Origin of the sequence: Pseudomonas sp. DSV-1 (genome assembly GCF_035830915.1) — a bacterium.
Lineage (GTDB): Bacteria > Pseudomonadota > Gammaproteobacteria > Pseudomonadales > Pseudomonadaceae > Aquipseudomonas.
On the sequence record NZ_JAYMYG010000001.1, the window covers coordinates 510,979 to 529,637 of the forward strand.

General features: G+C 60.0%; 16 protein-coding genes. 7 read left to right on the plus strand and 9 right to left on the minus strand.

Features of this window, described 5'->3' with window-relative positions:
• Nucleotides 1-64: 64 nt before the first annotated feature.
• A complete protein-coding gene (miaB, locus tag VSQ83_RS02465) occupies nucleotides 65-1,393 on the minus strand; it encodes a tRNA (N6-isopentenyl adenosine(37)-C2)-methylthiotransferase MiaB (RefSeq protein WP_133077005.1) in 1,329 nt (442 codons plus the stop codon).
• Between the two features lie 132 nt (nucleotides 1,394-1,525).
• On the opposite strand from miaB, the gene VSQ83_RS02470 reads away from it, so the two are divergent.
• The gene (locus VSQ83_RS02470) at nucleotides 1,526-1,852 is read left to right on the plus strand and encodes a DUF1820 family protein (RefSeq protein ID WP_019411970.1); all 327 of its coding nucleotides are present in this window, start codon (nucleotides 1,526-1,528) and stop codon (nucleotides 1,850-1,852) included.
• 75 nt (nucleotides 1,853-1,927) lie between these two features.
• On the opposite strand, the gene VSQ83_RS02475 is transcribed toward VSQ83_RS02470, so the two are convergent.
• The 4 genes from VSQ83_RS02475 to VSQ83_RS02490 all read right to left on the minus strand — a co-directional run bounded on the left by VSQ83_RS02475 (nucleotide 1,928) and on the right by VSQ83_RS02490 (nucleotide 5,454).
• The gene (locus VSQ83_RS02475; RefSeq protein ID WP_019824185.1) at nucleotides 1,928-2,476 is read right to left on the minus strand and encodes a tetratricopeptide repeat protein; all 549 of its coding nucleotides are present in this window, start codon (nucleotides 2,474-2,476) and stop codon (nucleotides 1,928-1,930) included.
• Nucleotides 2,477-2,700: 224 nt separating this feature from the next.
• The gene (gene hemL, locus VSQ83_RS02480) at nucleotides 2,701-3,984 is read right to left on the minus strand and encodes a glutamate-1-semialdehyde 2,1-aminomutase (protein ID WP_219262640.1); all 1,284 of its coding nucleotides are present in this window, start codon (nucleotides 3,982-3,984) and stop codon (nucleotides 2,701-2,703) included.
• A 31-nt stretch (nucleotides 3,985-4,015) separates the two neighbouring features.
• Nucleotides 4,016-4,639 carry a thiamine phosphate synthase gene (thiE, locus tag VSQ83_RS02485; RefSeq protein ID WP_133077003.1) on the minus strand — a complete coding sequence of 208 codons (624 nt, stop codon included), beginning with the start codon at nucleotides 4,637-4,639 and terminating at the stop codon, nucleotides 4,016-4,018.
• 17 nt (nucleotides 4,640-4,656) lie between these two features.
• On the minus strand, nucleotides 4,657-5,454 hold the full coding sequence (locus VSQ83_RS02490) for a hydroxymethylpyrimidine/phosphomethylpyrimidine kinase (RefSeq protein WP_133077002.1): 798 nt from the start codon (nucleotides 5,452-5,454) through the stop codon (nucleotides 4,657-4,659).
• 285 nt (nucleotides 5,455-5,739) lie between these two features.
• On the opposite strand from VSQ83_RS02490, the gene VSQ83_RS02495 reads away from it, so the two are divergent.
• The 4 genes from VSQ83_RS02495 (at nucleotide 5,740) to VSQ83_RS02510 (ending at nucleotide 12,143) form a co-directional block, all read left to right on the plus strand.
• The gene (locus tag VSQ83_RS02495; protein WP_133077001.1) at nucleotides 5,740-8,127 is read left to right on the plus strand and encodes a hybrid sensor histidine kinase/response regulator; all 2,388 of its coding nucleotides are present in this window, start codon (nucleotides 5,740-5,742) and stop codon (nucleotides 8,125-8,127) included.
• 75 nt (nucleotides 8,128-8,202) lie between these two features.
• Nucleotides 8,203-9,852 carry an acyl-CoA dehydrogenase family protein gene (locus tag VSQ83_RS02500; RefSeq protein ID WP_219262641.1) on the plus strand — a complete coding sequence of 550 codons (1,650 nt, stop codon included), beginning with the start codon at nucleotides 8,203-8,205 and terminating at the stop codon, nucleotides 9,850-9,852.
• A gap of 115 nt (nucleotides 9,853-9,967) precedes the next feature.
• Entirely contained in the window at nucleotides 9,968-11,440 is a 1,473-nt protein-coding gene (amn, locus tag VSQ83_RS02505) for an AMP nucleosidase (RefSeq protein ID WP_326425184.1), read from the plus strand.
• 136 nt (nucleotides 11,441-11,576) lie between these two features.
• Nucleotides 11,577-12,143: a pseudouridine synthase gene (locus VSQ83_RS02510; RefSeq protein ID WP_162207952.1), complete on the plus strand. Its 567-nt coding sequence runs from the start codon at nucleotides 11,577-11,579 to the stop codon at nucleotides 12,141-12,143.
• Here VSQ83_RS02510 and VSQ83_RS02515 read toward each other — a convergent pair.
• Both VSQ83_RS02515 and VSQ83_RS02520 read right to left on the minus strand, forming a co-directional pair.
• Entirely contained in the window at nucleotides 12,138-12,347 is a 210-nt protein-coding gene (locus tag VSQ83_RS02515; protein ID WP_016779292.1) for a DUF2788 domain-containing protein, read from the minus strand. The genes VSQ83_RS02510 and VSQ83_RS02515 overlap by 6 nt on opposite strands.
• A gap of 192 nt (nucleotides 12,348-12,539) precedes the next feature.
• On the minus strand, nucleotides 12,540-13,019 hold the full coding sequence (locus tag VSQ83_RS02520; protein ID WP_019824171.1) for an Lrp/AsnC family transcriptional regulator: 480 nt from the start codon (nucleotides 13,017-13,019) through the stop codon (nucleotides 12,540-12,542).
• Between the two features lie 412 nt (nucleotides 13,020-13,431).
• Here VSQ83_RS02520 and VSQ83_RS02525 point away from each other — a divergent pair, with 412 nt between their 5' ends.
• The gene (locus tag VSQ83_RS02525; RefSeq protein ID WP_326425186.1) at nucleotides 13,432-14,526 is read left to right on the plus strand and encodes a DUF6515 family protein; all 1,095 of its coding nucleotides are present in this window, start codon (nucleotides 13,432-13,434) and stop codon (nucleotides 14,524-14,526) included.
• Between the two features lie 98 nt (nucleotides 14,527-14,624).
• Here the strand turns inward: VSQ83_RS02525 and VSQ83_RS02530 are convergent, their stop codons facing one another.
• A complete protein-coding gene (locus VSQ83_RS02530; RefSeq protein WP_133076997.1) occupies nucleotides 14,625-15,518 on the minus strand; it encodes a cation diffusion facilitator family transporter in 894 nt (297 codons plus the stop codon).
• A 29-nt stretch (nucleotides 15,519-15,547) separates the two neighbouring features.
• Nucleotides 15,548-15,967, minus strand: coding sequence for a polyribonucleotide nucleotidyltransferase (locus VSQ83_RS02535; RefSeq protein ID WP_326425188.1), 420 nt, complete (start codon nucleotides 15,965-15,967; stop codon nucleotides 15,548-15,550).
• A gap of 98 nt (nucleotides 15,968-16,065) precedes the next feature.
• On the opposite strand from VSQ83_RS02535, the gene hrpB reads away from it, so the two are divergent.
• Complete coding sequence (gene hrpB / locus VSQ83_RS02540; protein WP_326425191.1) at nucleotides 16,066-18,567, plus strand: ATP-dependent helicase HrpB; 2,502 nt, start codon at nucleotides 16,066-16,068, stop codon at nucleotides 18,565-18,567.
• The last annotated feature ends 92 nt before the right edge of the window (nucleotides 18,568-18,659 follow it).

An 18,659-nucleotide genomic window follows, 5' to 3' on the forward strand; every position in this document is an offset into this window, starting at 1 on the left:
CCAGCCGGACCGCGTTGCATGCATCGCGAGCAAGCCCGCTCCCACAGAAGTTGATTGCGTGTGGTCAGTTCAGCAGCGAGCCCCGCAACGAGTGCGGCTGGGCAGCATCGATGTGCACATCGGCGAATTGCCCGATCAACTGCGGGTTGTCACAGCGGAAGTTGACGATCCGGTTGTTCTCGGTGCGGCCCTGCAGTTCACCAGGGTCTTTTTTCGAGTAGTCGGTCACCAGAATCCGCTGGATGGAACCCACCATTTGGCGGCTGATCTCAAAACCCTGCTGGTTGAGGCGATGTTGCAGCGCGTTCAGACGCTCCTTCTTGCGCTCTTCCGGCGTGTCGTCTGTCAGGTCTGCTGCCGGGGTGCCCGGGCGCTGGCTGTACACAAAGGAGTAGGAGAAGTCGAAACCTACGTCTTCGATCAGCTTCATGGTTTGTTCGAAGTCTTTTTCGGTCTCGCCCGGGAAGCCAACAATAAAGTCGGAACTGATGCAGATACCCGGTACGGCAGCGCGCAGTTTGCGCAGCTTGGACTTGTATTCCAGTGCCGTGTGGTTGCGCTTCATGGCCGACAGGATGCGGTCAGAGCCCGATTGCACCGGCAAGTGCAGGTGTTTGACCAGCTCCGGGACTTCGGCGTGGGCCTGGATCAGGCTGTCGGAGAACTCCAGCGGGTGGGAGGTGGTGTAGCGAATGCGCTCGATCCCGTCGATCGCGGCAACCACGCGAATCAGTTCGGCAAGATCGGCCAAGCGGCCGCCCTCGGTCAGGCCGCGGTAGCCGTTGACGTTCTGGCCGAGCAGGGTCACTTCACGTACGCCGTTTTCGGCCAGGTGAATCACCTCGGCCAGCACGTCATCGAACGGGCGGCTGACTTCTTCGCCGCGGGTATAAGGCACCACGCAGAATGTGCAGTATTTGCTGCAACCTTCCATGACCGAGACGTAGGCGCTTGGGCCGTCGATGCGCGGTTCTGGCAGATGGTCGAACTTCTCGATCTCGGGGAACGACACGTCGACCTGCGGCAGCTTGGTGATGCGCGCAGCGTCGATCATTTCTGGCAGGCGATGCAGGGTTTGCGGGCCAAATACCACATCCACGTAAGGGGCGCGATCGCGAATCGCCGCACCTTCCTGGCTGGCAACACAGCCGCCCACGGCAATCACCATGTCGGGGTTGGCCAGTTTCAATTCACGCCAGCGACCCAGTTGCGAGTACACGCGGTCTTGGGCGCGTTCACGGATCGAACAGGTATTAAGCAGGATGACATCAGCGTCTTCGGCGCGCGCTGTGACTTCCAGGGCCTGATGTTCACCCAGCAGGTCGACCATGCGCGAGCTGTCGTACTCATTCATCTGGCAACCGTGGGTTTCGATGTAAAGCTTCTTGGCCATGGGTGTTCATCAAGTGATTCAAAGAACCGCGCATTATAGGGGTCATGGCCGTTGCTTCCTAGCGTTGTGCGTCTGACGGCTATGCTATAGTTCGCGCCCTCTTTTATACCTCCAGATGCTTACCCGCCCACCATGACCAAACGTGAAGCTCCAATCTACAAGGTGATTTTCCTTAACCAGGGCCAGGTGTTCGAAATGTACGCCAAGCAGATCTATCAAAGTGATCTGTGGGGTTTCCTGGAAGTTGAGGAATTCGTCTTCGGTGAGCGCACGCAAATGGTCGTCGACCCGAGTGAAGAAAAACTCAAGGCCCAGTTCGAAGGTGTGGTGCGCAGTTTTGTGCCGATGCACTCGATTGTGCGTATCGACGAGGTTGAGCGCTTGGGCACTCCCAAAATCAGCGAAGCCCGTGGCGTGAGCAACGTGATGCCGTTTCCGTTTCCGATGCCGGAAAAGTAAGGCCGTTTATTCTGTCGGGAATCGTCTGCCGGGATGGGCTAAGGCTGCGACTGCAGGCTTTGTGCTGGCCTTGATTTAAGGTAGCGGCGAAAACGGCGAGCGGGCATCGGTCGATTGCAGTTCCTGCAAGTACTTGCGGAAAATCTGCCCCAGGATCTGGGTGGCGGTTTCCAGCTGGTCGCGAGGCATTTGCTCGGCTACCAGGTCGGCAGTGTCCAGTGCGTCTTCGGCGCCGTTGACCGCGGCCATCTTCAGCACGATATACGCCTGGATGTTATTGGCCGGTACACCTTCGCCCTTGAAGAACATGGTGCCGAGCTGGAATTGAGCCATGGCGTGACCTTGCAGCGACGCTTGCTCGAAGTAGCTCAGTGCCTGATTAAGATCGCGAGGGGTGTTTTTACCGTCGTAATAGAACTCGCCTAACTCGTATTCGGCTTCTGCATCCCCGGCTTTTGCCGCTTCAACGCATGCCGCAAGCGCCTCGGCGAGGTCTTCAGGCTGAGTATTGAGGGTGCAGCGACCCATCGCTGGGATCAACAACGAGTTACCGCCTGCCTGGACAAGCAGCGGTTGTAGGAGCAACAGGCAGCCCAGTGCAAGGGCGCGGCCGGTGCGGTTCATGGGAATCGACGTACCTCTGAAAGGCGGGTTAACCCGACCGTGGGATGTGTAGGCGCGCATTATGAAATAAGCAGAGGCAACCTTACAAAGTCTTTACTCGTTTTTCTGCTGCGTGACCGCGATATCCATTGATTTAAGACGATTTTGGACGGGCGGGGTAAAAGATCAGGCCATTACGGGCATAAAAAAACGGCAAGGGCATCAACCCTTGCCGTTTTTGTGGATCACTTCAGTGCGGCAAATGCACGCTCTGCAGCATCCAGGGTCAGTTGCAGCTCGGTCTCGCCGTGGGCGATCGAGGTGAAACCGGCTTCAAAAGCACTGGGTGCCAGATACACGCCACCGTCGAGCATCAGGTGGAAGAAACGCTTGAACAGATCGGCATCGCTGGCCATCACATCATCGAAGGTGACGATGTCGTCGGCGCCGCTGAAGTACAGGCCGAACATGCCACCGGCCTGGGTGGTGACAAATGGAATGCCTGCCGCGTCGGCGCGCTGCTGCAAGCCATCCAGCAAGCGGGTAGTGTAATCGCTCAGCTCGGCGTGGAAGCCCGGACGGCTGATCAGGCGCAAGGTGGTCAGGCCTGCAGCCATTGCCAGCGGGTTGCCGGACAGAGTGCCAGCCTGGTAAACCGGGCCCAGTGGTGCGATGTGCTGCATGATTTCGCGTTTGCCGCCGAAGCAGCCAACCGGCATGCCGCCGCCGATGATCTTGCCGAAGGTGCTCAGGTCCGGGGTGACGCCGTAATGGGCTTGAGCGCCACCCAGGGCAACACGGAAACCGGTCATCACTTCGTCAAAAATCAGCACCACGCCGTGTTTGTCGCACAGGCTGCGCAGGCCTTGCAGGAAACCTGGCGCAGGCGGTACGCAGTTCATGTTGCCGGCCACCGGCTCGACGATGATACAGGCCACGGTGTCGCCGACTTCACCCAATAGTTTTTCAACCGCTTCAATGTCGTTGAACGCGGTGGTCAGGGTGTGTTTGGCAAAATCAGCCGGAACCCCGGCCGAGCTCGGTACGCCCTGAGTCAGCAGGCCTGAGCCAGCCTTGACCAGCAGGCTGTCGGAGTGGCCGTGGTAGCAGCCTTCAAACTTGAGGATATTGTCGCGGCCGGTGAAACCACGGGCCAGGCGGATGGCGCTCATGGTGGCTTCGGTGCCGGAGCTGACCATGCGCACCATTTCCATCGACGGCACGATGGAGCACACCAGGTCTGCCATTTCGGTTTCCATGGCGGTCGGAGCACCGTACGACAAGCCGTGTTCCAGTTGCGCACGCACCGCATCCAGTACTTGCGGGTGGCTGTGACCCAGAATCATCGGGCCCCACGAGCCGACGTAATCCACGTAGCGTTTGTCGTCTTCGTCAGTGACGTAGGCGCCTTCAGCATGCTTGAAGAACAGCGGGGTGCCGCCCACGCTCTTGAACGCACGCACAGGCGAATTCACGCCGCCGGGGATGTGTTTTTGAGCATTGGCAAACAGGGTTTCGGAACGAGACATGGTGGGCTCTCTCTGAATCAGGATTCGGTATTTAAATAGACAGCAAGGTGTTGAACGCCTTGGCGCGGCGGGTGACTTCCTGGGCGTCCCGGGCGCCAAACAGGCCATGCACCACGGCCAGCAGGTCGGCGCCGTGGGCAACCAGTGGGGCCGCGTTGTCCAGGGTAATGCCGCCAATCACACAAATCGGCAGGTTGAGCCGGGCGCGAGCCTGGTCCAGTACGTCCAGGGTTGCGGTCGGGGCGCCGGGCTTGGTGCTGGAATTGAAAAAGCGTCCAAAGGCGACATAACTTGCCCCTTCCTTGGCGGCCTGCTCGGCAAGCTCAATCTGGCTATGGCAGGTGGAACCAATGATGGCATTGCGCCCGAGCAGTGCCCGGGCCGGTGTCAGCGGGCCATCGGTTTGCCCCAGGTGTACGCCCACGCCCAGGCGCGCGGCCAGCTCGGCATCGTCGTTGATGATCAAGTGCGCCTTGTAGCGCTCGCACAAACCGCGCAATGCCTCGGCTTCGCGAAGGCGACGGGCGTCATCGTTACTTTTGTCGCGATATTGCAACAGCGTCAGGCCGCCATCGAGGGCCGCCTCAACGTAGGGCAGCAGTTTGCCGGCCAGCAGTTGGCTGTCAGTGATTGCATACAGGCCGCGCAGTGTCATGGTTCGTGCCTCATTCGTTACGAGCAGAAGTCCAGCGGCAAGCGGCGCGGTACAAACTGCCCCTGCCCCAGTTGCTCGGCATCGCGCAGGGTGCGCCACGTGTAGTTGAGCGCGGTCTGCACGGCGCTGACCAGTTCTTCACCGATGGCAAGCCGTCCGGCCAGTGTGCTGGCCAGGGTGCAACCCGAGCCGTGATAGCTGCCGGGCAAGCGATGGCAGGTAAAGGTATGACGGCTACCGTCGCGGCTGTACAGGCGATTATGGACTTCGTGTTCATCACCGTGACCGCCGGTGATCAGCAGGTGCTTGCAAAAGGGCAGGAGTTTTTCTGCGCATTCATCAGCGCTGCCCTCGGGCAGTTCGGCCAGGATGCGGGCTTCGGGAAGGTTGGGGGTGGCAATGGTGGCCAGGGGCAGCAGGCGTTCGCGCATCGCGTAGCCCACTTCGTCCTTGCCCAGTCGCCCGCCGCCGCCTGCGCGCAACACCGGGTCGCAGACCATTGGCAGATGCGGGTGGGCCTGAAGCAGTTCGACCACGGTGTCGACCATTTCCAGTGAGCCGAGCATGCCCAGCTTGACCGCCGCAACGGTGGAGTCGCTGAGCACGGCGTCGGCCTGGGCCAGCACCCACTCACGATCCAGCACGCGGAAGTCGCGGACATTGACGGTGTTCTGCACAGTCAGGGCGGTCACCACCGGGGCGGCGTGACAGCCTTGAGCCAGCAGGGCTTCGATATCTGCCTGCAAGCCGGCACCCCCACTGGGGTCATGGCCGGAGAGACAGAGGACAACGGGGCGAGAGCTGTAGATATTCATGGTGCGCGAGCTTACCACCAAACGGTTTTTTGGGGCGCTTGGTCCGTGCGCAGTTAAATGTTGGTTATAAGCTTTTGATTGCCCTGACAAATTTCCCGTTTGAAAACTCGACTATCGCTGTAATGCCCGATCTAGAGCCTTTGCATTGATTTTTGGCATGGTGTGTATGTGCCATTAATGGCTATGTTAGAGTGCCTTCAAATTAATAACCGGTCATTCGGGCGACGTCATCCCAGAGGGAGTATGGGCTGACGCAGTTTATCGAGTGAGCTACGTTGGGGCTGTATGCGCTATTTGTTGATGATGTTGTTGGGCTGGCTACCGATGCTGGCTGGCGCAGTCACGTTTGACGAAACCACACAAAGCCTGCCCTTGGGCCGCGTGATGCAAGTCTTCGAAGACGTGGGCGGCGAAGCGACTCTGGCAGATGTGACCGCCCGCGACGAGCTGTTCAAGCCACACACCAAAGACACGCTGAACGAGGGCTACTCGCACTCGGCCTTCTGGGTCAAAGTGGATTTGCACTATCAGCCACTAGACCCGCAGGTGCATCGCACCTGGCTGCTGGAATTGGCCTATCCGCCGCTTGATTCCATCGAACTGTACCTGGCTGATGCCGCAGGCAACTACCGACTCGCCGAACGTACGGGCGATGCGCTGCCCTTTGACAATCGTCAGATCAAAGAAAACAACTACCTGTTTGAACTCAACTTCACCCCGGGGCAAAGCCAGACCCTGTACTTGCGCCTCTCCAGCCAGGGCTCTGTCCAGGCGCCGTTAACGCTGTGGTCAGCCCAGGCGTACCTCGAAGAACAACCTGTACGGATTTATATCCTGGGCCTGATTTATGGCGTATTGCTGGGGATGCTGGTTTACAACCTGTTCATTTACCTCAGCGTGCGCGACACCAGTTACCTCTACTACATCTTCTACATCGGCTCCTTTGGCTTGTATCAGCTGTCAGTCAATGGCGCAGCGGTGCAGTACTTCTGGCCGAACAACCCGTGGTGGGCCAACGCGTCCACACCGTTCCTGATTGGGGCGTCGGCGTTTTTCGGTTGCCAGTTTGCCCGCTCCTTTTTGCACACCGCCTCCCACAGTCGCTGGCTTGATCGGGCGCTGATGCTCCTGATGGCAGTGGGTGCCCTGGTGATGGTGCTGGCGTTGACCACCAGCTATGCCGTGTCGTTGCGCCTGGCCACTGGCCTGGCGCTGGCGTTTATCGTCACCATTTTTACCGCCGGCGTGGTGGCCTGGATACGAGGGCTGCGGGTCGCGCGCTACTTTGTGATCGCCTGGTCGGCCTTTTTGCTCGGTGGGCTGGTCAATACGCTGATGGTGCTGGGCTATCTGCCAAACGTATTCCTGACCATGTACGCGAGCCAGATCGGCTCGGCGATTGAGGTGGGGCTGCTGTCGCTGGCGCTTGCCGACCGGATCAATGCCATGCGTGACCTGCAGGCGCGCACGCTGCAAGAGTCCGGGCAAAAGCTGGCCGCCATGAACCAGCAGCTGGCGCGTACCAACCAATTGAAAGATGAATTTCTGGCAACCGTTACCCATGAGTTGCGCACCCCCATGAACGGCGTGATTGGCTCTCTGGAGCTGATCAAAACCCTGGACATGAGCCCTGAGCTTGCGCAGTACACCCAGACGGCAGAAGGTTCTGCACGCGAAATGATGCACATGGTCAATGGCATCCTGGTGCTGACAGAACTGCAAGCGGGTCGACTGGTCGCCCGTCCTCGCCCGTTCAGCCTGAATGAACTGCTGCATGGGCTGAGTGATCAGTTCGGGCCAGCGGCGCGTAGAAAAGGCCTGGAGTTTTCGTACGAAGTGGCACGCAACCTACCCGATCACTGGGTAAGCGATGCCGAGAAAATTCGACAGTGCCTTGAGTGCCTGCTGGATAACGCCATCAAGTTCACCCGTGAAGGTGGCGTGGTCCTGCGAGTTACCGGCAAAGCCGCAGACGCCGGGCGTTGGGCGCTGGCGTTCAATGTCATCGACAGCGGCATCGGTTTCGTACATCAGGAGGAAGCCGAGCTGTACCAGCACTTCTTCCAGGTCGATGGTTCCATGACGCGCGAATATGGTGGTTTAGGCATCGGCCTGGCGATTTGTCGACGTCTGGTGGAGCTGCTTGGAGGGCGACTGACACACCATTCGCAGCCCGGGCAGGGCTCACAGTTCCAACTGTTGCTGGAGCTTGAGTCACCGGTTCAAGTCCCGCAGCCGCACCCCGTATCGGTCCACGCCCAGACCCTGGTTCGCACCCCCGGGGAGTGTGTTGTCCTGCTGGTTGAGGAACCCTCCAACCCTGCGATGGTGCGAGGCATGTTGCTCAAGCTGGGTTATCGCGTGCTGAGTGCCGACACCGGGCAGGCGGCGATAGAGGCACTGCGTCGCGAGCGGGTCGATGCAGTGTTGCTGGCGTGCCCGCTGGCGCTGGTGTCGGGGACATCGATAGGCAGCCAGTTGCTGACACTGGCTGCGTGCGCGCAACTACCCGTGCTGGCGTTGTTCGAGTCCGAGCTCGAGGCCCATCAGGCCCGTGATCAGGTCGACGGAATCACCGATTACCTGATCAAGCCGCTACGGTTTGAGGCGCTGCAACACGCCTTGGCACAGCGGCTTTTGATTCGGGAAGGCAGCAAGAACGCAGAGTTTTAGGCGTTTATGCCACTTGTTTAGGTGCAGATGCGTGCTTCACTGGCTCTATTGGCAAGAGCCAGAGGAGCCCGCGCAATGAACCTGCATCAATACGCTGAAACCCACCAAGTGACCAATCAGCCGCCGTCTCTGGACGGCGTGAACCTGTACCGGATCGATCGGGTGCTGCAACAGTGGAGTCAGCACTTTGGTGCGGGCTGGGCACAGGCGCGGATCGATGAGTACGGTGCACTGGCGGGTGGCCCGTTGATGGTCGCGGGCTTTTTGGCCAATGAAAACAAACCGCAGTTTGTCAGCCATGACCGTTATGGGCATCGGATCGATCTGGTGGAGTTTCACCCGGCGTACCACGAACTGATGCGCACGGCGATTGAGCACGGCTTGCCGTCTTTGCCCTGGACGCAGCCGCAACCCGGTGCCCATGTGGCCCGCGCCACCATGACCTACCTGCACAGCCAGGCCGAAGCAGGCAGCGGCTGCCCCTTGACCATGACCTTCGCCAGCGTGCCGGCCTTGCGCCTGCAACCCGAGCTGGCTGCTGTCTGGCTGCCCAAAGTGCTGGCCACTGACTATGACCCGCGCAATGTCGATATCAGCCAAAAGGCCGGCGTGACCCTGGGCATGGCCATGACTGAAAAACAGGGCGGTACCGATGTGCGCGCCAACACCACTCGGGCGTATCCGGTGGGAGCCAAGGGAGCGGGGCAGGCCTACGAACTGTTGGGCCACAAATGGTTTTGTTCGGCACCGATGTGTGACGGCTTCCTGACCCTGGCGCAGACCGACAAGGGCCTGAGCTGCTTTTTGCTGCCGCGCCATCGCCCGGACGGCAGCCGCAATGAGTTCTATATCCAGCGCCTGAAAAACAAACTGGGCAACAGCTCCAACGCCTCCAGTGAAGTCGAGTTTCGTGGTGCGCTGGCCTGGATGATCGGCGAAGAAGGGCGCGGCGTGCCGACGATTATTGAAATGGTCGCCATGACCCGCTTCGATTGCATGGTCGGCTCCAGCGCCTTGATGCGTCAGGCGCTGACCCAGGCCAGCCATCATTGTGCTCACCGTCTGGTGGGAGGGCGGGTGTTGGCAGAGCAGCCGTTGATGCAGAACGTACTGGCAGACCTGGCGCTTGAAAGTGAAGCCGCGCTGGCCTTGAGCTTGCGCATGGGGCGTGCGCTGGATCACCTGGACGACCCGCAAGAAGCCCGGTTTTCCCGGCTGGTGACGGCGGTGGGCAAGTACTGGATCTGCAAGCGGGCTCCAGCCATGATCAACGAAGCGGCCGAATGCATGGGTGGTGCAGGGTATGTAGAAGACAGCATCCTGCCGCGCTTGTATCGCGAAGCGCCGGTGAATTCAACGTGGGAAGGTTCGGGGAATGTGCAATGCCTGGACGTGCTGCGAGCCCTGTCCAAAGAGCCCGGAGTCCTGGATGCGCTGTTTGCCGAACTGGGTGACGGGCACGGTGATACGCGTCTGGCGCAGCACATTGCACAGCTTAAAACCGACTTTAAAGACACCGATGACATTCAATACCGCGCGCGGCAACTGACAGAAGACATCGCCCTGGGCCTGCAGGCAAAGTTATTGCTGGAAGCGGGAAACAGCGATGTCAGCGACGCCTTTATCGCCAGTCGCCTGCAAAACAGCGGCCGGGTTTACGGCACGTTGCCAAGGGGTTTGAATGTGGCCGCGATCGTTGCTCGCTCAACCCCTGGGATCCCCTGAACATGTGAGCTCCCACAGGAAATCACCCACATAAAATCAGTGGCATGCCTACATTTGTAGCTGTCTTTGCCCCTCGATACAGGCAAGATAAAGGCCTGCCCGTTCAGAAGACAGGATGCTTATCGTGACCGAAGCTTTTATTGTCGTTTCCACCGCTGAAGAGGCCGTTGATCGCCTCGCTGCCCTCCACGAGCGCGCAACCACTGCGTTGAGCCAGGCACTCAAGCGTTACCTGAAAGACCGAGTCGAGCCCAGTGCCGAAGAGCGCGCCCTGTTCCGCTACCCGGAACTGCGACTGACCAATACCATTCACGGTGAAATCCCCACCCTGACCCGTGCTTACGCCAAAGTGCAATTGCCGGGCACATACAGCATCACCGTCACCCATCCCGCCTCTTTCCGTAACTACCTGCTGGAGCAGTTGGTGCCGTTGATGCGCGATTTCACCGTTGAGGTGGAAGTCGGTGTCAGCCAGCAAAATATTCCGTATCCCTATGTGGTCGAACAAGGGGATGAGCTTGCCGGTTCCGGAGTGACCGCAGCCGCGTTGGCGCGCGTATTCCCCAGCACCGACCTGTCCGCCGCCACCGACGGCATCGCAGATGGCCTGTACGATTGGGAAAACACCGATCCGCTGCCCTTGGCGCTGTTCGACGCTGCCCGGGTCGACTTCTCGCTGCGTCGCCTGGTGCACTACACCGGCAGCGACTGGCGCCATGTGCAGCCGTGGATTCTGCTGACCAACTACCATCGCTATGTCGATCAGTTCATCTTGCACGGCCTTGAGCAACTGCGGGACAACCCGCGCTTTGTGCGCATGGTGTTGCCGGGCAACGTGATCATCGAAAAATCGACGGACTACGGCGAAGCCCAGGCCATTGCGGCAGGGGTGGTGTGGCATCGTTACCAGATGCCGGCGTATCACCTGCAGGCCAGCGATGGTCACGGCGTGACCTTGGTGAACATTGGCGTCGGCCCGTCCAACGCGAAAAACATCACCGATCACCTTGCCGTGCTGCGTCCCCATTGCTGGTTGATGATTGGTCACTGCGGCGGCCTGCGTCAGTCGCAAACCATCGGCGACTACGTGTTGGCCCACGCCTACATGCGTCGCGACGGGATTCTGGATCGGGTCGTACCGCCCAATATTCCGATTCCGGCTCTGGCAGAAGTGCAACTGGCGTTGCAGGAAGCGGCGGCACAGGTCACCGGCGAGCGCGGCGAAGAACTGAAAAAACGCCTGCGCACCGGCACCGTACTGACCTATGACGACCGTAACTGGGAACTGCGCTGGGCTCAGGAGCGCCCGCTGATCAACCTGTCCCGCGCCGTGGCCGTTGACATGGAAAGCGGCACCATTGCGGCCCAGGGCTATCGCTTGCGCGTTCCGTACGGCACGCTGCTGTGCGTGTCGGACAAACCCTTGCACAGCGAAATCAAACTGCCGGGCTCGGCCAACGCTTTCTATGAGCGGGCCGTGAGCCAGCACTTGAAAATCGGTATTGCCGCCGTGGACTTGATGCGCAGCCAGCTCAACTCCCTGCACTCGCGCAAACTGCGCAGCTTCGACGAACCGCCGTTCCGTTGATCGGTGATGGTCATTTAGCGATCGGGGGACTAGCATTGCCAGCCCTGATCGCTAGATGTCCTTTTTTGTCATGTCTCGTCCCGCCCCGCGCCGCCCGGCCTCGAAAAGTCCAAACCCTCAAGCTGCCAATCGCCGTGTGGCCAAGGCGCCGCCGTCTGATCCCAAGCTCTATCTGTTCAATAAACCCTTCGATGTGCTGACTCAGTTCAGCGACGAAGGCGGGCGGGCGACGCTCAAGGATTTTATCCCCATACCGGGCATTTACCCGGCCGGTCGGCTGGACAGGGACAGTGAAGGTTTGCTGCTGCTGACCAATGATGGCCAGCTACAGGCGCGGATTGCCGACCCCAAGCACAAATTGCCCAAGACCTACTGGGTACAAGTGGAAGGCGAGCCCACGCCAGAGCAATTGCAGCAGTTGCGTGAGGGTGTGGAGCTCAACGATGGCAAGACCCTGCCAGCCGAAGCACGGGCACTGGAAGAGCCGCAGCTATGGCCGCGCAACCCGCCGGTGCGCTTTCGAAAAAGCATTCCCACGTCGTGGCTAGAGCTGGTGATTCGCGAAGGGCGCAATCGTCAGGTACGGCGGATGACGGCCGCGGTGGGCCTGCCGACCCTGCGTCTGGTGCGGGTGCGAATTGGCGACTGGACGATTGAAGGGCTGGAGCAGGGGCAATACAAGGAAGTGCCAGCGCGGCTATAGCGCGCCGGATTCAATCAGCCCGATCACCACGCTTTTGATGATGAACGCCGCAACACCCAGGCCCAGTACGAAAAACAGAATCATTGAGCCGAAGCGCCCGGCTTTGGACTTCTTCGCCAGATCCCAGACGATAAAGGCCATGAAAATGATCAGCACACTGACCAGAATCGTCATCATCCATTCTTCAAGTACGGCAGGATCCATCGGTGTTCTCCGGCGTCATCGTGGGAAAAAGCCGTAGGAGTATACGCCAGGGAAGAGTGGCTGGTTGTTGAGCTGGGTCGTGAAGATGAGCTGCGTAGTCGCTGCCGAAGGCTGCGAAGGGTTGCACCGCAACCCGTTTTCTTGAATTCACCACAGCCTCTTCGCAGCCTTCGGCAGCGACTACAGGCCTGCTTACGTGCGCAAGTGAGTCAACGGCAACTCGGTGCTGTTAAGCACCTGATTGAGCACAAAGCTCGAGCGCACGCTGGTCACGCCTTCGATACGGGTCAGCTCCCCCAGCAGCAGTTTCTGGTAATGATCCATGTCGGCTACCACCACTTTGAGCTGGTAGTCCGCGTCCATGCCGGTCACCAGGCTGCACTCCAACACCTGGGGCAGGTTGCGAATACAGGCTTCGAAATTCTCAAAACGCTCTGGCGTGTGTCGGTCCATGCCGATCAGCACGTAGGCCGTAAGGCTTAAACCCAGCAGCTTACGGTCGAGCAGCGCCACCTGCCGGCTGATGTAGCCATCATCCTCCAGCTGTTTAACCCGGCGTGAGCAAGGTGATGGCGACAGGCCGATGCGCTCGGCCAGTTCCTGGTTAGAGATGCGTGCGTCACGCTGCAATTCCGCCAAAATGCTCAGGTCATACCGGTCGAGTTTGCTCACGAAGTTACCCTTTGTCATAACTATTGCGTGAAAGTATCCACCTTAAGTCAAAAATTGCGCAAGTAATGTTTTATCGAGCAATATTCGCAATCGCCTGCTGTGCCCTCAAGCCTATTCTTATCAACAGAATCACTGCCCGGACATAGAGTCCACAGCGGCCCGCCGAATCAGGCCAGCCGCGGCCGCCAACCCCACAGGGGTGTTCCGGCCCCCGGGCTACGCACTGTCCAGAAGACGGCGCGAGGTGAGCCAACATCACAAGTGTTGAGCCAGGACTGAAAATTCAAGGGGCGACCGACGGGTCGCCCTTTTTTCGTTTGCCAAAAATAAGTTTTACCCGACTGTTTCCCACAGAACTGGTTCTATAAATCCTAGTCTTATTTGTAAGACCTAACCCGCAGTGAGGAACAGCATGAAACCGCGCATCTGGCATCTGGCTACAGTTGGCGTGCTCTGTGTGAGTGTCAGCGGACAGTTATTGGCCGATGAACGAGGTGAAGGCGGTCCTCAAGAAGCTCGCCCCGCCCATTCCAATGGTGGTCAGCAACACGGGCAGGGCGGTAATAATCAGCCGCGCCAGGAGTTCAACCAAGGGCGCCCCCAAGGCCATCAAGACAACCAGCCACGCCCTGAAAACAGGCTGCAACAAGAAAATTCGCAGTCCCATGGCGGTCAATGGCAAGGGCGCCCCCAGGGTCATCCAGACAACTCGCCCCGCCCTGAAAACAGGCCGTCACAAGAGAATGCGCAGTCTCATGGCGGTCAATGGCAAGGGCGTCCACAGGGCGCAGCCCCTGTTCAAGCGCGCCCGGTCCAGCCCGGTAATAACCTGTCGATTCAGTCTCGTCCAGATACAGTGCAGCAGACCCAGGCCCCGAACCGGGGTGGCAATCAGAATTGGCACGGCGGCGGTTACTACCCGGGCGCCAATAATCGTCACCCCAACGACCAGCGCTGGGTCGGGCGCCCGCCCGGGAACGGAAATGGCTGGGGTCCGGGGCCTCAATACAGGCCCGGTTACGTGATTGACCGTTTTCCCGGTCAGTACCGGCAAGTGCCCTATCGCGGTCAGGATTACTTCTTTTCCGGCGGCTACTGGTATCGCCCACAAGGCCCGCGGTACATCGTGGTTCAACCGCCTTATGGGATTCGCGTAGGGTATTTGCCTGAGTTTGCGCGGGAAGTATGGTTTGGCAGCACGTTGATGTTCCTGGCGGCGGGTGCGTATTACGCGTATCAACCCGCAACCCAGGACTACATCGTGGTTCAACCCCCGACTGCCCAGCAACCAGTGAGCAACGGCTATGACGTGGTGGCTTACCCGATGAATGGCCAGAGCCCGGCGCAAATCGATCAGGATCGCTATGACTGCTACCGCTGGGCTGTGGATCAAAGCGGTTTTGACCCAGCCAGACTCACCTACGCACCTGACCCGGCCCTGGTGCAAGCCTATCGTCAGGCACAAGGCAATTGCCTGAGCAGCCGCGGGTATCAGGTGACGTATTGACCTGAACACCTGTAGTCGCTGCCGCAGGCTGCGAAGGGTTGCGTAGCAACCCGTTGTCTCAAAGACTCTGCGATCCCCTTCGCAGCCTGCGGCAGCGACTACAAGGTTTTGCCCCTAACCACTTCCTTCGGGTCGGCGTGCACCAGCACCTCGGCCTGGGGGTAAACCTGCTTGATGGCGTCGGCGGCGTGGTCGCAGATGGTATGGGCTGCGGACAGGGTCAGCTCGCCCGGCAGCTCAAGGTGAAACTGCACAAACCAGACAGTGCCCGAGATGCGTGTGCGCAGGTCGTGAGCGCCCAGTACGCCCGGCACGGCACAGGCCAATGACAGCATGTTTTCGCTGATGTCACTCGGTAACTCCTGATCCATCAACACGGCAAAACTCTCACGCCCGATCTGGATCGCACTCCAGAGGATATACACCGCAATCCCCAGACCAAACCAGGCATCCAGTTGAGGAAAGCCAACACTGGCCAGCACCAGCGCCAGCAAAATACTGCCATTGAGCATCAGGTCCGATCGATAGTGCAGCGAGTCGGCACGCACGGCATTGGAGCCCGTGGCCTTGATCACCCGGTGTTGCAGCATCAACAGTGCCACGGTCATCACCAGCGAAAATACGATCACGCCAATTCCGATCCACGGTGCGCCCACCGGCTCGGGGTTTTTCAGCCGTTCGACGGCCTGAAAGGCGATCAATACTGCACTCACCCCGATAAACAGTGCTTGCCCCATGCCGGCCAGCGACTCGGCCTTGCCGTGACCGTAGCGGTGATCTTCATCGGCGGGGCGCAAGGCGTAATGCACGGCCAGCAAATTGAGAAACGAGGTCACGCCATCGAGCAGCGAGTCGGTCAACCCGGCGAGCATGCTGATCGAGCCACTGAGCCACCAGGCGATGGCCTTGGTCACGATCAACAGACTCGCCACCGCCACCGACGCACGGGTGGCGAGGCGTAACAGGCGGGCGTGTTCCGTGCTGCTGGTCATGGCGCTTCCTTGTTAATGGGCGACGGGCTTCAGGCGGCGGGCTGCAAACCGTACATGGCCAACTGCTGTGCGCTGCCCTTGTGCTGGATCAGGCGCGGGTCGTTCAGCGGGAAACTGCGGCCCAACTCGCTTTCGAGAATGGCCTGAAGCTTGGCGTTATCGACCTTGCCGTCTTCGCCAATGGCTTCGCGCAGTTTTTCCGGGGCGATTTGTGCGGTTTTGCCTGGCGGGAAGTAAATCGCGCCGGTCGCGAAATCGACACCGAATGCGATCAGGCCCGGAATCACATAAAACAGCAGGCCTACGGCATCGAGCACAGCAATCATGGGATCGATCTTGCCGTCGATCTGTCCACGACGATCGGGAAAGAAAATACTGCCGCAGGCAGTCAATTGGCTGAGCAGGGCCGCAACCACGACACCGCCGATCACTCGGGAAGATATACGCATACAAAAACCTCGAAGACGCTTAAAGGACTGAATCATTAAGACCGCGCTTAATGCTCAACTGTTCGCCGTTATACTCGCCGCTCTGTTCTGGAGCCACCATGATTTCTTTGCCGATTGATGAAGTTTTACCTGCGCTGCGCCTGGCTTTGTCCGAGCGCCATGAAGCCGTGCTTGAAGCGCCCCCCGGCGCTGGTAAAACCACCCGTGTTCCGCTGGCCCTGCTCGATGAACCGTGGCTCGCCGGTCAGAAAATTCTGATGCTCGAACCCCGGCGTCTTGCTGCCCGTGCAGCCGCCGAGCGTTTGGCCAGTGAACTGGGTGAAAAAGTCGGCGAAACCGTGGGCTATCGGATTCGTCTCGACAGCAAAGTCGGTCCCGATACCCGTATCGAAGTAGTCACCGAAGGCATCCTCACCCGCCGCCTGCAGCACGACCCGGCGCTGGAAGGGGTAGGCCTGGTGATTTTCGACGAGTTCCATGAGCGTAGTCTGGATGCCGACCTGGCGTTGGCCTTGAGCCTCAATGGCCGTGAGCTGTTTCGCGACGAGCAACCGCTGAAAATCCTGCTGATGTCCGCCACCCTTGAGGGCGAGCGCCTGGCCAGCATCCTGGGCGATGCACCGATCCTGCGCAGTGAAGGACGCATGTACCCCGTAACGATGCGCTGGGGGCGGCCCTTTGTGCCCGGCGAGTTTATCGAGCCGCGAGTGGTGCAGACCGTCCTCGATGCCATCAACGATGAAAGCGGTAGCCTGCTGGTGTTCTTGCCCGGGCAGGCAGAGATTCGCCGGGTCAATCAGCAATTGGCTGACGCGCTGGGCTCACGCAGCGATATTTTGCTGTGCCCGCTGCACGGTGAGCTGGATCTGGCGGCTCAGCGGGCGGCCATCGAACCGGCGCCCAAGGGCCTGCGCAAAGTGGTGCTGGCCACCAACATTGCCGAGACCAGCTTGACCATTGACGGCGTGCGCGTGGTCATCGATGCCGGGCTGGCGCGGGTGCCGCGTTTTGACCCGGGCAGCGGCATGACCCGTCTCGATACCCAGCGTATCTCCCGTGCCAGTGCCACCCAGCGCGCTGGTCGTGCCGGGCGACTGGAACCCGGTGTGTGTTACCGCCTGTGGTCAGAAGACCAGCACGGGCAACTGGCCGCCTACGGCAGTGCTGAAATCCTTCAGGCAGACCTTGCCGGGCTGGCGTTGCAGTTGGCGCGCTGGGGCGTGACGCCGGAGCAATTGATCTGGCTCGATGTGCCTCCCGCGGCAAGTTATGCACAGGCTCAGCAATTGCTGGAACGCCTGGGGGCCTTGCGCGACCGAAAACTCACGCCGCATGGCGAAACAATGGCCGAACTGCCTGCGCACCCGCGTATCGCCCATCTGTTACTTCGCGGGCAAGACTTGGGCCTGGCTGACATGGCCTGCGACGTGGCGGCGCTATTGGGTGAGCGCGATATCTTGCGCGGCGCCGGGGCGGATGTGCACAGCCGCCTGGCCTTGCTCTCGGGTGAAAGCCGCGCCGCACGGGGCGGTCAAGGAGGCGTGCAGCGCGCCAAACAACTGGCCCGTCAGTATCGGGGCTATTTGCGGGCCAAGGCCACTCAGCCGGTGACCGACCCCGATCACCCGCGCTGGCTGGGCGCCTTGCTGGCGCTGGCCTACCCCGACCGCATTGCCCAGCAACGCAAGCCCGGTGGTGCGGAGTATCGGCTGGCCAATGGCCGGGCAGCGCTGTTCAGCGAAGTCGACGGCCTGATGAAGCAGCCCTGGCTGGTCATCGCAGACCTGGGCAGCCGTCAGGGCCAGCGCGAAGAGCGTATCTACCTGGCCGCCGAGTTTGATCCCGCGCTGCTGGATGGCGTGCTGAGTGAGCAGGTCAGCGTTGTCGATCAGCTTGACTGGGATGAGCGAGAAGGCGTGTTGCGTGCTGAACGCCAGCGCAAAGTGGGCGAACTGGTACTCAGTCGCGAACCGTTGACCGGTCTGGACGAGGCGGCGCGCACGCAAGCGCTGATCAATCTGGTGCGGCGCAAAGGCCTGGAGTTGTTGCCGTGGACGCCCGAACTGCGTCAATGGCAGGCGCGAGTGGCCCTGTTGCGTCAGCTTGAAATGCAGGCTCAAGGCCACAGCGAATGGCCGGACGTCAGCGATACTGCGCTATTGGCCGGGCTTGAGGAGTGGCTGGCGCCCTACCTGGGAAGGGTTTCGCGGCTGAGTCATTTTGCCGGCCTGGACCTGTCGAGCATTGTGCATAACTTGCTCAAATGGCCGCTGCCCCAGCGCCTCGACGAACTGGCGCCCCATCACATCAAGGTGCCGTCGGGTTCATCGGTGCGGTTGGACTACAGCGAGCACCCACCGATTTTGGCGGTACGCCTGCAAGAACTGTTCGGCCTGGCGGATACCCCGCGCATTGCGGGCGGGCGTCAGGTGGTCAAGTTGCACCTGTTGTCGCCTGCACGGCGACCGGTACAAGTGACCCAGGATCTGGCCAACTTCTGGCGCAGCACCTATGCCGAGGTGAAGAAAGACCTGAAGGGGCGTTACCCCAAGCTATTCCATAAGTTGGACCCTTGGGTCGATTCGCTTAACAAGAAATGATTGACGCATTCAGGCTTCTGCTTCCACATAACGAGCAGCGTTGACTACGACGCGTTCACTGTCCCAGGTTGCTTGAGCTCTGGACGAGGAAG

What these genes read in the sequence shown, in the direction of transcription:
- VSQ83_RS02525 (WP_326425186.1), top strand. Translation starts at nt 13,432, where the DNA reads ATGAAACCGCGCATCTGGCATCTGGCTACAGTTGGCGTGCTCTGTGTG.
- VSQ83_RS02530 (WP_133076997.1), bottom strand. Translation starts at nt 15,518, where the DNA reads ATGACCAGCAGCACGGAACACGCCCGCCTGTTACGCCTCGCCACCCGT.
- VSQ83_RS02535 (WP_326425188.1), bottom strand. Translation starts at nt 15,967, where the DNA reads ATGCGTATATCTTCCCGAGTGATCGGCGGTGTCGTGGTTGCGGCCCTG.
- VSQ83_RS02470 (WP_019411970.1), top strand. Translation starts at nt 1,526, where the DNA reads ATGACCAAACGTGAAGCTCCAATCTACAAGGTGATTTTCCTTAACCAG.
- VSQ83_RS02500 (WP_219262641.1), top strand. Translation starts at nt 8,203, where the DNA reads ATGAACCTGCATCAATACGCTGAAACCCACCAAGTGACCAATCAGCCG.
- hrpB (WP_326425191.1), top strand. Translation starts at nt 16,066, where the DNA reads ATGATTTCTTTGCCGATTGATGAAGTTTTACCTGCGCTGCGCCTGGCT.
- thiE (WP_133077003.1), bottom strand. Translation starts at nt 4,639, where the DNA reads ATGACACTGCGCGGCCTGTATGCAATCACTGACAGCCAACTGCTGGCC.
- hemL (WP_219262640.1), bottom strand. Translation starts at nt 3,984, where the DNA reads ATGTCTCGTTCCGAAACCCTGTTTGCCAATGCTCAAAAACACATCCCC.
- VSQ83_RS02490 (WP_133077002.1), bottom strand. Translation starts at nt 5,454, where the DNA reads ATGAATATCTACAGCTCTCGCCCCGTTGTCCTCTGTCTCTCCGGCCAT.
- amn (WP_326425184.1), top strand. Translation starts at nt 9,968, where the DNA reads ATGCTTATCGTGACCGAAGCTTTTATTGTCGTTTCCACCGCTGAAGAG.
- VSQ83_RS02475 (WP_019824185.1), bottom strand. Translation starts at nt 2,476, where the DNA reads ATGAACCGCACCGGCCGCGCCCTTGCACTGGGCTGCCTGTTGCTCCTA.
- miaB (WP_133077005.1), bottom strand. Translation starts at nt 1,393, where the DNA reads ATGGCCAAGAAGCTTTACATCGAAACCCACGGTTGCCAGATGAATGAG.
- VSQ83_RS02515 (WP_016779292.1), bottom strand. Translation starts at nt 12,347, where the DNA reads ATGGATCCTGCCGTACTTGAAGAATGGATGATGACGATTCTGGTCAGT.
- VSQ83_RS02495 (WP_133077001.1), top strand. Translation starts at nt 5,740, where the DNA reads ATGCGCTATTTGTTGATGATGTTGTTGGGCTGGCTACCGATGCTGGCT.